Origin of the sequence: Pinibacter soli, assembly GCF_029961145.1 — a bacterium.
In the GTDB taxonomy this organism is placed as follows: domain Bacteria; phylum Bacteroidota; class Bacteroidia; order Chitinophagales; family Chitinophagaceae; genus Pinibacter; species Pinibacter soli.
In genome coordinates, this window is record NZ_JASBRG010000007.1 from 1,414,583 (window position 1) to 1,429,772 (window position 15,190).

Consider the following 15,190-nt stretch of genomic DNA (forward strand, 5'->3'; position numbering starts at 1 on the left):
CTATGAATTGACAGCGCTTGCATAACAACAGAACTTATTAATGAGCAAAGAATATTGCCGCTATTGAATAAGCAATTACAGAAACAATCACTCCAAACATGAAGACGTTGTATCCTGCACGAAGCAGCCTGTATTTGCGCCCCAGCACTACGCCTTGCGAATACACATCGCGTGTGAGATTACCATAAAGAAACTCTCGATCGCTCATCATGGATTTCATTGCATCCCTATACTCTTCATAATTCATGCGATAGAAATTTCCGAAGAACAGGAGGTTCACTTTTTTATCTGCAATATCCTGAGGGATAAAAGTTCCCGGAGGTATAGATGGACGTGTTGACAAAATACATAGCGTCATTGTTACGACACATACTGCCAGCAATAAAATGGTTGGAATGATAAGATGGTGGTTGTCCTCCAGCTTCCTCAACATCACACTTAGCAATACGGATAAAATGATGGATGTTGTCGTGATCATGATATGCGCTTTATTGTCGGCCATATCACTCAGTCGCTGGTGATTGTTGGAAGTGATGCGAAACATTGTTTCAATGCCTCTTTCCGGTCTGTCTGGTTTCTGTTTTTTATTTTCTGTTGCAGCCGGCTGTTCTCCTACTCCTGTATGGTTTGGTTTTTTCACTTTCTTTTCTTTGTTGTGTTCGTCTTCCGATTCTTTCTTCTTCAACTTTTCAAGATTCTGTTGCTTAACAGGATCAAGAAATTTGTGTGCATAATCTGTATGATAATGATGAAATTCAAAAAGTTTTATCGTTCCCAATCGCCATTCCTGTTTTGATATTTCTTTACCGAACCTATGCTCCATTTCTTTCCTAACCTGTTTATTTTGCTCCCTGAATTCTTCCGTTCCCAAGTGATAAAGATCCGCATCGCATACGATCTGCTCAAGCAAGGTTTGTGGCGCCTGCGGCAGCTTTGTAGCGAGTATACAATTTTTGATAGCTTCTATAATGGATTGATCTACACCTCTTGCAAGCAAAAACTTTTCGCCCATAGCGGCTCCCTCCTGCTCATGATCCATTCCCCCTCCGATGAGATAACCAGTATCGTGATACCACGCAGCCGCATTTACAATGAACGAATCCTTATCATCAAGCTTGTAATAGCGGGCAATTTTTCCGGCATTGGCTACTACGTTTTGCGTATGTGCGAGATTGTGGTAGGAATAAATTCCTTTATCATTAATCTGAAAAAAAATCGTGACTTCATGTTTTATATCCGCAAGTTTTTGGGCGTAGTTCATATGAGTGGTTTTGTGGCAATGACTGAATAACTGAACTTGAACGTCAGCCAGTTCATCAATAATTTAATTATTCAATAGTTCAACCCCTCAGTTACTCAGTCTCAGTAAATTAAAACAATTTAGAAAACAACCTCCGCTTCACCCCTCTCCCAGAATACTGCTTTTGATATATTGCTCCAGCCTGTTGCCTTCCCAACCGAGGTTATATTTTTCTCCGTTGATGAAAAAAGTTGGTGTGGCATTAACGCCGCTGCGAATGCCGGTTTCAAAGTCGCTGTCTACTTTTTCATACAACATTTCATCATCAAGATCGTAATTAAACTGTTCTATATCAAGCCCCAACTGCTTTGCATATTTAAGCAGTGCTTCGCGACTAAGATCCTGCTGGTTTTCAAAAATAATATCGTGCATTTCCCAAAACTTCTCCTGGCGTGCTGCAGCCTCTGTAGCGACTGCAGCTATTGTCGCTTCGGGATGAATTTTAGCTAAAGGAAAATTGCGGAAAATAAATTTAAGTTTGGAGCCAAACGTTTCCTGCAGCTTTTTTACTATCGGGTATGCACGTCCGCAATGCGGACATTGATAGTCGCCATATTCCACCAATTCTATGGTAGCAAAAAAATTCCCCTCTATATGGTCGTGGTCGGACACCGGTGGTCTTAACGGCATGAGTGTTGTTTTTGATTGTAATACAATTTAGGGAGGAATATGTTTAGAAGCAACCTTAGGGAGTACCTTCGGCACTTGTTTGCCACTGAGGAACTGAGGACACAGAGTTTCCACAGTTTTTTTACCACAGAGTTCACGGAGTTTTTTTCAAAGAGGAAACGGAGATTGGTGCAACTCCCTCCTTTTCTTTCTTCCGATAAGCAATTGCTTATAATGAACAATCATCCTTCACTCTGTGAAAAAAACTCATTTCCTCTGTGGTTAAAAATAAGCGAGAACCCAGTGAGTAGCAACTCTTACCTGACGCAATAAACAGCGGTTTCAGCAAATCTTGAGGCTACAATTATTTCGGTCCCGTTAGCGTGTTCGGTGAAAAGATTTTGAACAAGCTCAGGATTATTATTGTCTTTTGATAAATGAGAAAGCAATAGGTGCGTCATGAATGAAGGCTTGTGATCTTTGAAAACCTGCAGTGCCTGTGTATTCGATAAATGCCCCTTGCCGCCGCGAATTCGGTTTTTAAGAAAATAGGGATAGCGCCCTTTTTCCAGCATTTCCTCATCATAATTTGTTTCAAGAAACGCCGCATGGCATTTCTGAAAATGATGTTTCAATTGTTCGCAAGGAAATCCAATATCAGTGAACACACCAATATTGATATTATTGTGGCTTACCATAAAACTATGTGGATCAGCCGCATCGTGCAATTTTGGAAATGCAGTCACCACCAGGTCGCCAACGTTTATAATAGAGTTGCCATGAAGGGGCATTACGACATGATCGTTCAGCAAGAGTCCTGCATACTGCAAAGTTGTTGCTGTAATATACACGGGCAGCCGGTATTTTTTTGCCAATACCGCCACGCCTTTTATATGATCGGTATGTTCGTGAGAAATAAAAATTGCCCGCACTATATCCATCGATAACTCAAGCCTGCGCATTCTTTTTTCCGTTTCACGGCAGGAAATTCCTGCGTCTATAAAAATAGCGTCTGTCTCGTTGCCCACGTAGTAACAGTTCCCGTTACTCCCCGAATTTAAAGATGTGATGTAGAGTGCCATGAGCTGCAAATAAACGATTTTTTTTGAGTGCCTTCGGCACTTGTTTTTCACCACGGAGGGAAGGAGTTTTTTTCACAGAGGGAAGGAGAAGAGCAGCTAACATAAGTAGCAAATCATCAATACACAACGGCAGAAAACAAAAGATCATATGAATGTGAATATTCTCCTTTCCTCTGTAAAAAAAACTCTGTTAACTCTGCGATTAAAAAAAATGCGCCCCGAAGGACGCACTTGCAATCAAACTGTAGATGATAAAAACTAGAAGCGGAAAGACATACCGACTGCGAACCTTCTCGGCATTTGAGGTTCGATTGTTGACCATCCTTTGTAATATTCTTTATTGGTAATATTATCCAGTTTCGCTGTGATTGTGAATTTGTCTGCGTTGTAGAACAAAGATGCGTTCAACACGGTGTAAGAAGGCAATGTGAACACGCCTGTTGTTGTTCTGGTTGCGGATTCTCTAGGTTTTTCAAAGACATCTTAGCCACATAGTCGCTTTCTTTTTTTGTAAGCTTATTGTTTGATGCGCTCACGATAACTTCTTCTAGTTGTTTATTTGTCACAGTCAATTGAATCGCAACACTCGTTGTTGTTTTTTCTATCACAGTTACTTCCTGCAACACTTCTTCATAGCCCACCAGTGAAACTTCTAATTGATAATTACCTGGCTTTATGTTTTTAAAAATGAACGTGCCGTCGTCTTCGGTTGCAACAACTTTTTTTGAGCCTTTCAATTTTACCGACACTGCTGCCGCCGCGCTGCCATCACTGGTTGTAACTTTTCCTTTGATGGTGCCATTGCCATCTTCTATGTCGTTTGCAAAAATTACCGGAGTTGAAAATATAATAAGTGTAAGAATGAATAGTAGTTTACAAATCTGCTTGCAGTATTTCCTGTGCATAAGCTTTTAATTTGCCAGCAAAATTGTAACGATGACACTTAAATAGAAAGCGCAATCGGGAAAAAGGTTTACGCGGAGAGGAAAAACAGTTTGAATTAAGAATTAGGAATTATGAATTGTTGCCCGGCAAGTTCGTTTGAATTTAGTAACGTATTTTCTGTTTTAAGTAAAATCGATTGTGACTGAACAATCAGTTTCCACATAGGTTATGCATCGATTGATAACTAAAGCTGCGCAGAAAGCATTCTTAATTCCTAATTCTTAATTGCTTCCGTTATTCAGCACTGCTATTTCCACATAATACTTCTCCATCACCTTGTACACTTTTTCCTTTAGCTCCTTGCTGGAAATATTGTCGTCAATATAAATGGGCGGTAGAAAATGAATGGACAATTTGTGTGGCCACAAAAAGAAGAACTTGCTCGCAGGCAACGTTTCTTTTGTATTGAAAATAATCCCCGGAATAATCGGCTTTTTGGTATCTGTTGCCAGTTTGAAAGCACCGTCATAGAAGTCTTTCAGGGGTTTATTGGTTTGATTGCGGGTACCTTCGGGATAGATGCACATGTGCATGCCAGAGAGCAAAACTTTCTTCATGGCGTCAATGCTTTTTCTGCGGCTCTCATCGCTTTTTCTGTCCACGAGCACACTGCCTCTTTTATAGATCATGCCAAACAGCGGTACTTTTGCAAATTCTGCTTTTGCAATAGTTTTGTTACCACCCGGAATTTCAGGAAATGAAAGCGGTACATCCATCAGGGAATTGTGATTGCACAACACTATGTACGTTTCCCCTTCTTTAAAATTCTGTTGTCCTTTTGCAGACACCGGACAACCGATCAGATACAGATAAATATGCATCCACCTTTTTGCAATTTTTACAAAACTGATGGTGCTTTTGGGTTCTTCATAAAAACCCGTTAGCCAAATAATGGGCAAGGCTACAAGCATGGTAATGAAAAAAATCAAGAGGCCCCATAATGCGAATATTCTTCCAAGTATCTCCCTTATGATTCTCATGTGCTGCGAAAAGTTGTATTGGTCAATCCGGTTTACTGAATTAATGGTAAAGCAAAAGTAAAAAGGCAAAATTCAAAATGCTGTTGACTATACAAGTCTAAAGTTTTTACTTTTGATTTTTACTTTTTATAATTTCCAATCGATGGGGTCGATGCCATTTTTTACGAGATAATTATTTGCTTTTGAAAAATGCTGGCAACCGAAAAAACCTTTATCTGCACTAAACGGTGAAGGGTGTGCAGCTTTCAATACAAGGTGTTTTGTTTCATCGATCAACTCCTGCTTCTCCTGCGCAAATTTTCCCCACAAAAGGAAAACCACATTCTCTTTTTGTTCCGATATTTTTTTGATAGTGCTATTTGTAAACTCTGCCCATCCGATCTTTGCATGGCTCATAGGTTCGTTTTTTCTGACCGTAAGAGATGCGTTGAGTAGCATTACGCCTTGCTCTGCCCATTTGGTAAGATTGCCCGATTTGGGTATCTGCATACCTATATCAGAGTGCAGTTCTTTAAAAATATTGATGAGGGAAGGTGGCGGCGTTACGCCGTCGGGCACAGAAAAACTCAGTCCGTGCGCCTGACCGGGATTGTGATAAGGATCCTGGCCGATAATCACCACTTTTACGTTTTTAAATGGTGTAAGGTTGTATGCATTGAAAATTAATGATCCCGGTGGATAAATAGTTTCACCGGTCATTCTTTCTGTTTTCAGGTGCGTAACTATTTGCTGGAAGTAGGTTTTAGGGAATTCCTGTTTAAGCGCTTCCTTCCAACTTTCATCTATTTTTACATCCATTACAAAAATTGTTTGGGTGCAAACTAAACATTTTTTACTTTTGCAGCCTTCTCGAACAAACTGTTAGGGAAAAAAATTCAAAAAGGACCGGTAGCTCAGCTGGATAGAGCAACTGCCTTCTAAGCAGTAGGTCATTGGTTCGAATCCAATCCGGTTCACCGCAGTGGACAAATCAAAATTTTCTTTGGTTTGTCCATTTTTATTTTCCAGCAAATCCTTGTCCAGACTATATATTAGCTCAACTGCCTTATTCAATCTTGCGGTTCGATAATTATCTCCATTAAAAATGACTTTTTCGGGAAATATCGAACCAATGATCTGACGCTTCCTTTTTACATCAGCATTCACATATAATTGGTCAAGTCTTGACAAAGAACTTATCGCTTTATCCAATAACAATTCGATATTATCAGTTTGTTTAGACGCTTCCAGTAATTTAACTTCTAACTGTTCTATTCTTTTTTCACTGTCCGCTTTTATTTCTTTATAATCCTGCGGTGTTATTTCCTCCCTCAGCAATAATCTTCTCGCCTTAACAATATCCTCATTAGCTTGATCTAACTGTTCATTTAATTGTTTAACCTGCCCTCTTCGACCTTGCGAGTGATTCTTGTAGGCGGAACTTATCACATGTCTATAAGAATCAATCATTCCTGATGAGGGAATTAATTTTCCTAGCTCTCTCACAAAAAGGTCATTTGCTACCTCTGCTTTAAACCTCGCTCCACACGAAGAGGTACAGTGATAGTAATAATAACGACCCGACCTGCCTCGGGAAGCACTTCCCGTTAGCACTTTACCACACAGAGGGCAAAGTAAATAACCACGGAGCTGCATTATTTCCTGAGTTCCAAGTTTGGTACGATAATTTTTCTTTTTACCATCGAGCAAATCTTGCACATCGTAAAATAGAGATTCCGAGATAATAGGCTCATGTAAACCTGCAACGACCTTAGCCGACTCATCCTTGTATGCTGACAAATAGATCTTTCCGCAATAAACAGGATTTCTGAGCAAATTCCAGAATTGACTTTTGCAGCATTTAAGTCCCTTCAGGCGAGCTTCTTTATATAGTTGCTCAACTGCAATTTGTCCGTTGACGAACGAGTTAAAAACCCATTTAAGAATCCCTGCATCTGGTTCTATCGGCGCTATATATTTGTTACCATCTTCTGTAATTTTATTTCTATACCCAATTGGTGCAGGCCCCATCCAACGCCCTTCCTTCTTTGCTTTGCGCATCCCATATAAGACATTTAGGGCTCTCCTGTCATTTTCTACTTCGGGTGTAGCAAGATAAACTGCAAGCATGATCTTACTCTCGGGGATGGACATATCAAGCGGCTGTTCTATGGCGTGAGGTTCAACACTTAATTTTCTCAAGATATTGATCATTTGATAGGCATCACCCGCATTGCGGCTAAACCTGTCCCACTTGGTAAACAAAATAACATCTACCTGTCCCTTTCTTTTTTTAAGGTCGGCAATTTCCCTTATCCATTCAGGACGCTCGAAGGTCTTTGCGGAATGATCCTCCAAAATGACTTTGCGAACAGTAATTTGATTGCTCATACAATACTTGCGCAACCTTTCTTCTTGGTCTCTTTGAGAAAAGCCTTTATCGGCCTGCTCATCGGTACTCACACGGATATATAAATCTGCATTCATTTTCCTACATACACGTTTATGGCAATACTTGCCAGGTTATTCATAAATTCCAGAATAATCTTTGCTTCCTCTATTGTCACATGCGTTCCGTGCTCTTTTAAAATCTCAACTATTTTTTCTGGCGAAATTGTTTCCATACACACTCCTCATTTACAATGTTCACAAAACCGGTGCAGGTAACACTTCTTTATCTAAAGTACGAATAAAGATTAATTACACTATGACTACCCTGTACTTACTTTCAGGAAATTTTAAAATTAAAAATGATCATAGTACCCTTGTGTGGATGATACGAAGGAAGGTATTCAATATAACCTAATCTTTTGAGATGTTGAATATTCTTATGATAGGTCGCAAAAGAGTTGATCCTTGACAATTGCATCACTTCCCTTCTCGAAATAAAAACCCTGTCAGAAAACCCGCGTTCTAACAATATCAGATACATTGCTAAATAAACGGTCAACTGCGTCGATGTTAAACAGTCGTCGTTTAAAAGTGTGGAGATAATATTTTTATCTTTCTCATTCATTTTACTCCCTCTATCATTAAAGCAGCTACTTGCACTGATGTTAATTCCTTAAAAGGATAAAGCCCTTATCGGGCTTTACCTGGTGGATCACTATCCCCGCCTTCCATCTTATCGCTGGCAGGTTGCGCTCCCGCAGAGCCTGTGTCCTTTTCAGATGGAAATGAGTTTTCCGTGTTGAAGTCAATGGAGAACATAAACTCTTGTTCAAACCTTATCAATGCATCCGTTAAAGCATTTTCTTCGATAAGGATTTCCTTATCATATTTCTGGCGGAATGCTTGTTCGAGTTCGTCACTTACCTTGTAGATCACAAACTCCACTCCTTTTCGAACAATAAAATATTTCATGTTAGAGATGATTTAACATTTAGCTATTAGTACCCCAACTTTTCGGAATTCTTACCGGGTAATTGGTCTTGCTTTTACCAGTACATTATGCTTGATCCGCAAGACCAATTCACGAGCACCACCCTCTTCGCTGACTGAGATCACTAACCTCTTTGTTGATGGGATAGTGAAAGGAATAAATGCAACTACAATAGATGTATCCTCTAATCCTTTTAGTGCAGACAACTCGCTTGAGCAAACAGGCACTACTTCATGTTCTTGTACGGCCATTCTTTTTGAACGGTGCTTGTCTTTTATGAAGAAGCGAAAATCAGCAGGCTTATAATCAATGAACGATTTATTTTTTAGTCCAAAAGAAAACCACATGGACTGTTCGCCCAGGTAAATACCTCTAAGATTTATACTGACTTTTTGGTTGGTATGTTTTCTCCTTAAAAAAGAATGTTGTTTTGCGATTTCGCTTTTTTCTTTTTCCAGTAAAAAAATATCCCTCCCCCCATTTAGCAGTATCGGTTGTTCGTCTTTTTCTTGTTCCTGGCCAATGCTAACATTCAACATCTGTGGTGCATCAGAATAGTTCACTAAAAAGGAATAAAATTTCCCATCTGCCGTTACGATGGTTAGGTTGGTCTCAGGAAACTGCTTCTTTGCCGCCTTTAATTGCAAAATGTTTTCTGCACCTTTGGCTCTTTGTATAATTATAGTTTGACTACCCCTATCAACACTAACAACTTTAGCGGGAAAAATGATATTGCTGGTTTTACAATACCCTATTTCCAGCGCATATTGCTTAATGCCCCTAAGTTCTATACTGGCATCTTTTGATTGACCATGTGCTTTAACAAAAAACAGCACACTCATTGCCAGCATCACAATTCTTTCACACTTTTTCATATCCTTGTTTTTACTTGTTATAAATTCTATTCCGGTTTCGCTTTGGTATCGCGCAACAAAACCCGATAACCCGCCGAGACTGTAACACGCACCAGTTTTGCTTTTTTACTTATCAATGTTTTTGCTGCCTGTATTCCGGCAGTTGCTGCCTGCGCTCCGACTGAATTATCCAGCGCCGACAACGACATACCCTGCATGGCCTGATCCGATGATTGTTTGGCAACATCTCTTGTGATCGCTCCCGGCGTATAGATACCTTCCAAGCCATCCAGATCATAAACAGATAAAGCCACCGGAAGAATATTATTAAGACATTTGATCGACGATATATTTATAACCAGACGTTCATTATTAATGGAAGATGTCCCATATACAAACGTACCCTTAGGAACAAGAACATCATTGACATAGATGTCATTTTCTAATCGCAGTTTTATAACGGCCCCGCTGACAAGTGTTTGCGCTTCCGGAACCACCGCCTCAATCATGTTTGATTTTTCAACACGTTCTTCTTCATTTCCCAACGAATAAAACTTATTGGTTTCTATGGTTTCATTAGGCTCTCGCGAAGTAGTGACTGTATCTATTATTGTGCTGACATCTTCGGGTTGCAAAACAGAAGCCACTAATGCATCTGAAGGTTTTATCGCACTCAATGTGGCATGTTGTTGCAAGGGCTGCTCCCTTTCTGCAAACTTCTCTTTTATCCTTTCGGGATGTTGTATGTCCAGTATCTTTTCCAGCATCATATTGATCTGTTCCATTTCAGGATTGGTTGCGCTGCCGGTATTTTGCAGCTGCTGCATCATGGCTTCCAACTTGTCAATCTCAGGTTGACTGGTTTGTAGCGCATGCATGGCCTCCGATTTTTCGTTATATCGCGATGACACATTTTTATCTGGCTCACTTACCAGTGCTTTATTCAACGCTTCCAATTTTTCATAGACTTTAACTTCATTTGGGTCTTTCGATGAAGCGTAATAGGACGACAAATTGTTCCCGGGTATTTTTGAAGTTGTGTTCAATACAGTTTTGCTTTTTGTTGAAACAGGCAACAAGTTGGAATCAACCACTTCCTGATCTTCTAATGGTGATAATTGGTAGTAAGGATCATTCCTGGCAAGCGAGGCTTTGCGTGCCGCTTCCTTATCCGCTGCTTCGTAAAAATTCAGTTTGCTCCATGAACTATCTCTGGCAGTATTGGCACCCGGCAGCGTCATGTTTAAAGCGTTGCTTTTTATTGCTGAAGTATCCTTTGATGGCCTGCTACCGATCACGCCTAATGACCACAGCAAAAAACTTATAAGTGGCAATACAAAGGCTGGCAGGAACAGCAAGAACTTTCGCTGCCTCAAATACTTTTGCGTATATCCTTTTTTAGTACTGTTATCCTGTAGCATGTGTTTTTATTTTAGTTGTTCGTTGTATAATTCTATCAGTCCATTTAGGCTGTCTAAAAGACGAGGTTCTTTTTTTATCAACTCTTCAAAACTGTTTTTTTCATTCTGTTTTAGGCTATCCACATGACATTTTAGTTGTTGCAAATAGTGCAATGTCTTCTGCGTATTATTAACACGTGTTTCAATTGGAACTATTGGAGGAGGTTTAATGAGCTCCTGCACAGAGATTGTATTAGGAGTGTTTACAAAAGCAACACGGATCAACCAACCACCTATTATAAAAGCGCCAATGCAAAAAAAGATCAGCACTGTTTGCCATGTTCGCTTGCTCCATAACCTTGTTCTTTGTTCAAGCCACGACGCCAGTCGCCTTTGTCTCGCTTGTATTACCAGCGCCGTCTTGTTCCAAAATGGGCATAACGGAGATGCTGGCTTTTTATGTCGTTTGAAAAGCTGGAACATACTTATCGATTGACTGTTTTTTCATCTTTATTTTCAATCGTGTGCCATTTTTCAATCAGGAAGCCGTGACTGTTATTATCACTTCTTTCCACATTGCGCAAATACCCTTCGGTGATGAGTAATCTATACACAAAAGACGTCGCCCGTATGATTTGCTGTGTAGCATAGCACCGGAAATAATACGGATAGCTATCTACGTTGACGTTAATGCTGTCAATACTGATTTGTTGACTGATATTGCCTGCAATAATATTGGAGTAATAACCGGATTCTTTCAGGTTTTCATATTGACGTTTGGCGGAAGCATCGGAGAGATACAATGCCTTGGTGATGTTTCTCTGGATAACTTTATCATCTGGATCGAGTGTAAAAAAATAATGATGGAACATATACACATGATCTCTTGCTTCTACCGGCACATTGTCTTTCCTATCCGCTGCGAGTGCTTCCAACGCCTTGCTTCCCGCCAGCACATATACTTTGTTTTTGGCAGCCGTTGCCAGTTCATAACTCTTGTAGATCACAAACCCACACAGCGATAATGATCCTGTTATGATGATGAACGTGAACATCCGTACATACCGGAAAGCGGTATCTATTTGTTTCATTTTTGAAAACATCCTTGTAAGTTTTTATTGCTTAGAGTCCCATCATTTCGCGGCCCTTTTCGGCGGTTTGACTGGCAACGGAACCTGCGGCCGATCCGGCAATACTAGCAGCGGAGCTTGCTGTATTCATCGTAAGGCCGGTTGTTTTTGAAGTGAGTGCATCACCTCCCCCGACCCAAAGTATTTGACTGGCAATGGAAGGAACGGTAAAATATCCGACAATGCCGATGATGAGGAAAACTAAATAACCCATATCCGTCCGGCTAAAGAAAGTATCTCCATTTTGATTGATTTGACTAAGATCAATCTTTAGCATGTTCTCCTGTATCTTTCCGATCACCGCACCGAATATATTGGCAATGGGCAACCACAAAAACACGTTGATATACCTCGCAAACCAATGTCGGATCGTATGATGAAAACCGTCGAATACTGACAATCCAAACGCGAGTGGACCAAGAATAGCAAGAATAATGAGATTAAACGTTCGGATCGTATTGATACAAAGAGACGCGGCAGCAAACAACACCTGCAAGACTTCGCTCATCCACTCTTTAATAGAATTCCTGAAATTGTAAGACGCTTTTGCCATCGCAAATTTTATATCATTGCCAATGCCATCGACAAAATTTTCATCACCAGGATCTTGTTTTGGGTGAGTGTATTTGTACCACTTGTCCCGGTCGCCGCTTCCTGTCAGCCCCACATACATCTGCCAGGCATCCGTTTGCTTAATAGCGTTTTCTTTTTGTTTTAGAAGCGCAGCTATGGCATCATCTGTATGACTAACCATCGCGGCTGTGCCACTGACCGTAGGTTGCATGACACCATTAATGAGTTGGATTAAAGAAGGAAAGATGATAATCGCAAATCCCACCACAAAGGGTCTGAACAAGGGATAAAAATCGATGGGCTCTGCCCTGGCAAGATGTCCCCAGATTCGATAAGCGATGTACCACAGGGCGGCAAATCCAGCGATGCCTCTTCCCACACCGATTAGCTGCGAACAGAGCGGTATCAGTTCTTTGTACAATTGATCCAGCACGGAACGCAAGCCCGTTATCTCATCACCTAATCCATTTTGCGCAAACAGCGATGAGGGCAACAGTACGCAAGCCATCCAGGCGATTATCTTTCTACACCGTTTCATACTACACTTTTTAAATATTAGCCTATTCTTTTCAAGGTTTGTAATAACCTTCCATACCCTGAACTTCTCGTTTTTCTTTTATTCGTTGTCCCATAAGTAAAGAGGTACTTCCATTGAATGAACGCAGAAACACAAGCTTATCCTGCATGTCTTCAAAAATCCTATCAATGGAATTCAATCGTTCATCATCACTCATGCGCAATTTTTCCGCCGTAACAACTGTTAACAGATCATCCAGGTTTTGTAAGGAAAGAGAAAACAGGTTATCATATACGTTGCTGATATAGCTAAGTTCATCCGCATTGAACCAGCCGCCATCTTTAAATCTCGTGAATGCCGCTTTGTACTCTTTCACTAATTGCAATTGACACTCGACAATATCAGCTACCCGCTTGTATTTTTTTACCGTCGGGCTCACTTCAAGCAATCCGTCCAAAAATGCCTTGTGCAGATTAAAATTTCCTTCCGACAGGTCTTTGATGGTTCTGTAACCTCCGGAGAGTATTTCATAACCCTTCTTTAAGTCCGATAATATCTGTTTGAATTGCGCCAGCTTTTCAATATTGAGTGCCAGTTGCGCGAGTTCAGTAGCTTGCGCTCTTGCCTTCATCAAACCTAGGTTTAACAAAAACGTACAGCATAAAAGAATGATCTTCCTTTTCATATATCACATTTTCAGTTCGTATAATATCATTTCAAATCTGCCGCTTTGCGGTAATCGTTCACTTCTCTTTGTTCATTTGTTTTCTGCAAGGCCAATATTTGCACATCTGAAATAAACGCATTGACAAATGAGTAGACATCCGTCGCTACCTCATACACCGCTTCTATTCTTTTTATCCGCTCATCATCGGTCATTTTTAATTCCGATGCTGTTATCATCGTTTGCAGCACATCAAATTTTATCGCACATTCGCTTTGAACATTGGAGGCCACCTTACTTACATAGTCCTTTTCATCCGGACTAAACAATTCATTGGTGTTTGTCGCATTCGACAGGTTTTGCATTAGCTTTTTTGCCGAGTTGAGTAAGACAAGTGAAGCGGCAACTTTTGCATAGTTCTTTACTCTCGGATTGATCGCTTCCAGGCTTTTGAAAAAATCGCTATCCAGGGTAAAATGCGCTTGCTTTATATCGCCGATGGTCTTCCATCCTTTCTTCACGATCTGGTAACCCTTTTGCAAAAGTTCAATATATGCTTTGTTTGCTGCGATCTGTTGCAAATAAACTTTGATCTGCTGGTTCTGGGCGTTTGTCGTCGTCGCAAAGATCAATATCAGTATGATCGCCGTTACTTTTTTCATATACCGTTCAATTCTGTTTTTTACTAATTGGAGAGACCATAAAACAGTCGCATCGTTTTTAATTCATTTTCATCTTTGCTCCGCTGCAAACTAAACCGGATGCATTGCTGGTTAAAATCCCGGAGATCATTTAGGTTGTCATCTATCTGTTTCGCCACACTCCCGATTATTTCCAACCGCTTGCCATCTGTCATTTCCGTATTGAACGCATTGATGACTAAAAACAACTGATCAAGGTTGTTCAGACTTTCATCCATGATGCCCGTGTAGACTTTTGCCATGTAGCTGATCTCATCTGCTGTAAAGTGCCTGTCCTGTTTGAACCGGTTAAACGCGATCTTATATTCATCTACCAGTTGCTTTTGATGTTCCATTATTTCCCGGATCTTCTTATAAGTACTAATGGCATCTTTTACCTGCTTCAGTTCGTCAAAATATTGCTGATATTGTTCTTTATGTTTTTTTGTCCAGTCGGTGATTTCGTCGAGCTTTACTTTGGATAAAATATTCTCCAGGTTCTTTTGCGCCGATTGCAACCAAATGGTTTTGTTCTGCAATCTTTGCACGGCAAGGTCAGCAGCCTTGATAGCTGCAATGATGGCCTGTCTTACAATCTCCCAAATAAACGCATGGCTCTGTTGTGTAGGCATAACGATGAGCGTGCAACTAAGCACAATGGTGATGAATACTTTTTTCATACGTTGTCTTTACTTGTCTTTGACCTTATTGTATTCCGTTCTTCCCTGTAAGAGTTTATTTTGCCTTGGTAAAAAGGTGAGAATATCCCCCGTGTTTTGAATTATTAACTGATGTGTCCTTCGATCATAAACGCCCGTTCTCTTTTCCACTTTATGTTCCGGTGGAAATACTTTTCCGTCCAGTTGTTGCTGATAACCCGTCATGTTATCAATAAAATAGACCCCGCCGGACAGGTCTTGTTCTGAGATTACCAAAGTATCTGCACCATTTGTAAACTCATCGTGAAGTTGCCTTACATACATGCCGGGAATAAACTCGCGAATTTTATCAGAAGTTGAATTGGTGCAGCTTCCGAAAATTGAGGTTAATGCAATGGTCAATAAAACGATCGATTTCATAGAAAGTCTATTTGTA

Annotated in this window: 17 protein-coding genes, 1 tRNA gene and 1 pseudogene; 1 reads left to right on the forward strand and 18 read right to left on the reverse strand. The window is 40.4% G+C overall.

The window, feature by feature from the left end:
* Window positions 1-37: 37 nt before the first annotated feature.
* The 6 genes from QJ048_RS16270 to ung form a co-directional block, all read right to left on the reverse strand.
* On the reverse strand, window positions 38-1,261 hold the full coding sequence (locus QJ048_RS16270; RefSeq protein WP_282335459.1) for a Pycsar system effector family protein: 1,224 nt from the start codon (window positions 1,259-1,261) through the stop codon (window positions 38-40).
* A 138-nt stretch (window positions 1,262-1,399) separates the two neighbouring features.
* The gene (locus QJ048_RS16275) at window positions 1,400-1,930 is read right to left on the reverse strand and encodes a DsbA family protein (protein ID WP_282335460.1); all 531 of its coding nucleotides are present in this window, start codon (window positions 1,928-1,930) and stop codon (window positions 1,400-1,402) included.
* Between the two features lie 296 nt (window positions 1,931-2,226).
* Window positions 2,227-2,991: an MBL fold metallo-hydrolase gene (locus tag QJ048_RS16280; protein ID WP_282335461.1), complete on the reverse strand. Its 765-nt coding sequence runs from the start codon at window positions 2,989-2,991 to the stop codon at window positions 2,227-2,229.
* 404 nt (window positions 2,992-3,395) lie between these two features.
* The gene (locus tag QJ048_RS16285) at window positions 3,396-3,896 is read right to left on the reverse strand and encodes a carboxypeptidase-like regulatory domain-containing protein (protein WP_282335462.1); all 501 of its coding nucleotides are present in this window, start codon (window positions 3,894-3,896) and stop codon (window positions 3,396-3,398) included.
* Between the two features lie 261 nt (window positions 3,897-4,157).
* Window positions 4,158-4,916 (reverse strand): lysophospholipid acyltransferase family protein, encoded by a 759-nt coding sequence (locus tag QJ048_RS16290; RefSeq protein WP_282335463.1) that lies wholly within the window; start codon window positions 4,914-4,916, stop codon window positions 4,158-4,160.
* Window positions 4,917-5,042: 126 nt separating this feature from the next.
* On the reverse strand, window positions 5,043-5,714 hold the full coding sequence (gene ung / locus QJ048_RS16295) for a uracil-DNA glycosylase (RefSeq protein WP_282335464.1): 672 nt from the start codon (window positions 5,712-5,714) through the stop codon (window positions 5,043-5,045).
* A gap of 84 nt (window positions 5,715-5,798) precedes the next feature.
* Here ung and QJ048_RS16300 point away from each other — a divergent pair.
* Window positions 5,799-5,872 (forward strand) — tRNA-Arg (locus QJ048_RS16300).
* A 733-nt stretch (window positions 5,873-6,605) separates the two neighbouring features.
* Here the strand turns inward: QJ048_RS16300 and QJ048_RS23475 are convergent.
* From QJ048_RS23475 to QJ048_RS16355, 12 genes and pseudogenes are all read right to left on the reverse strand, one after another.
* Window positions 6,606-7,382 (reverse strand): annotated as a pseudogene (locus QJ048_RS23475) (recombinase family protein); the annotation flags it as partial.
* Window positions 7,379-7,519: a hypothetical protein gene (locus tag QJ048_RS16305; protein ID WP_282335465.1), complete on the reverse strand. Its 141-nt coding sequence runs from the start codon at window positions 7,517-7,519 to the stop codon at window positions 7,379-7,381. The pseudogene QJ048_RS23475 and the gene QJ048_RS16305, both read right to left, overlap by 4 nt.
* 457 nt (window positions 7,520-7,976) lie before the next feature.
* Window positions 7,977-8,258: a hypothetical protein gene (locus QJ048_RS16310; RefSeq protein ID WP_282335466.1), complete on the reverse strand. Its 282-nt coding sequence runs from the start codon at window positions 8,256-8,258 to the stop codon at window positions 7,977-7,979.
* Between the two features lie 51 nt (window positions 8,259-8,309).
* The gene (gene traN / locus QJ048_RS16315; RefSeq protein WP_282335467.1) at window positions 8,310-9,152 is read right to left on the reverse strand and encodes a conjugative transposon protein TraN; all 843 of its coding nucleotides are present in this window, start codon (window positions 9,150-9,152) and stop codon (window positions 8,310-8,312) included.
* A 26-nt stretch (window positions 9,153-9,178) separates the two neighbouring features.
* The gene (gene traM / locus QJ048_RS16320; RefSeq protein WP_282335468.1) at window positions 9,179-10,552 is read right to left on the reverse strand and encodes a conjugative transposon protein TraM; all 1,374 of its coding nucleotides are present in this window, start codon (window positions 10,550-10,552) and stop codon (window positions 9,179-9,181) included.
* 6 nt (window positions 10,553-10,558) lie between these two features.
* Window positions 10,559-11,014 (reverse strand): hypothetical protein, encoded by a 456-nt coding sequence (locus tag QJ048_RS16325; protein WP_282335469.1) that lies wholly within the window; start codon window positions 11,012-11,014, stop codon window positions 10,559-10,561.
* Between the two features lie 2 nt (window positions 11,015-11,016).
* Window positions 11,017-11,622: a conjugative transposon protein TraK gene (traK, locus tag QJ048_RS16330; RefSeq protein ID WP_282335470.1), complete on the reverse strand. Its 606-nt coding sequence runs from the start codon at window positions 11,620-11,622 to the stop codon at window positions 11,017-11,019.
* Between the two features lie 31 nt (window positions 11,623-11,653).
* The gene (traJ, locus tag QJ048_RS16335; protein ID WP_282335471.1) at window positions 11,654-12,772 is read right to left on the reverse strand and encodes a conjugative transposon protein TraJ; all 1,119 of its coding nucleotides are present in this window, start codon (window positions 12,770-12,772) and stop codon (window positions 11,654-11,656) included.
* Between the two features lie 31 nt (window positions 12,773-12,803).
* Window positions 12,804-13,436 (reverse strand): TerB family tellurite resistance protein, encoded by a 633-nt coding sequence (locus tag QJ048_RS16340; protein ID WP_282335472.1) that lies wholly within the window; start codon window positions 13,434-13,436, stop codon window positions 12,804-12,806.
* A 26-nt stretch (window positions 13,437-13,462) separates the two neighbouring features.
* Complete coding sequence (locus QJ048_RS16345; RefSeq protein WP_282335473.1) at window positions 13,463-14,077, reverse strand: hypothetical protein; 615 nt, start codon at window positions 14,075-14,077, stop codon at window positions 13,463-13,465.
* Between the two features lie 23 nt (window positions 14,078-14,100).
* On the reverse strand, window positions 14,101-14,775 hold the full coding sequence (locus tag QJ048_RS16350; protein WP_282335474.1) for a conjugal transfer protein TraI: 675 nt from the start codon (window positions 14,773-14,775) through the stop codon (window positions 14,101-14,103).
* Between the two features lie 9 nt (window positions 14,776-14,784).
* A complete protein-coding gene (locus tag QJ048_RS16355; protein ID WP_282335475.1) occupies window positions 14,785-15,174 on the reverse strand; it encodes a hypothetical protein in 390 nt (129 codons plus the stop codon).
* Between the last annotated feature and the right edge of the window lie 16 nt (window positions 15,175-15,190).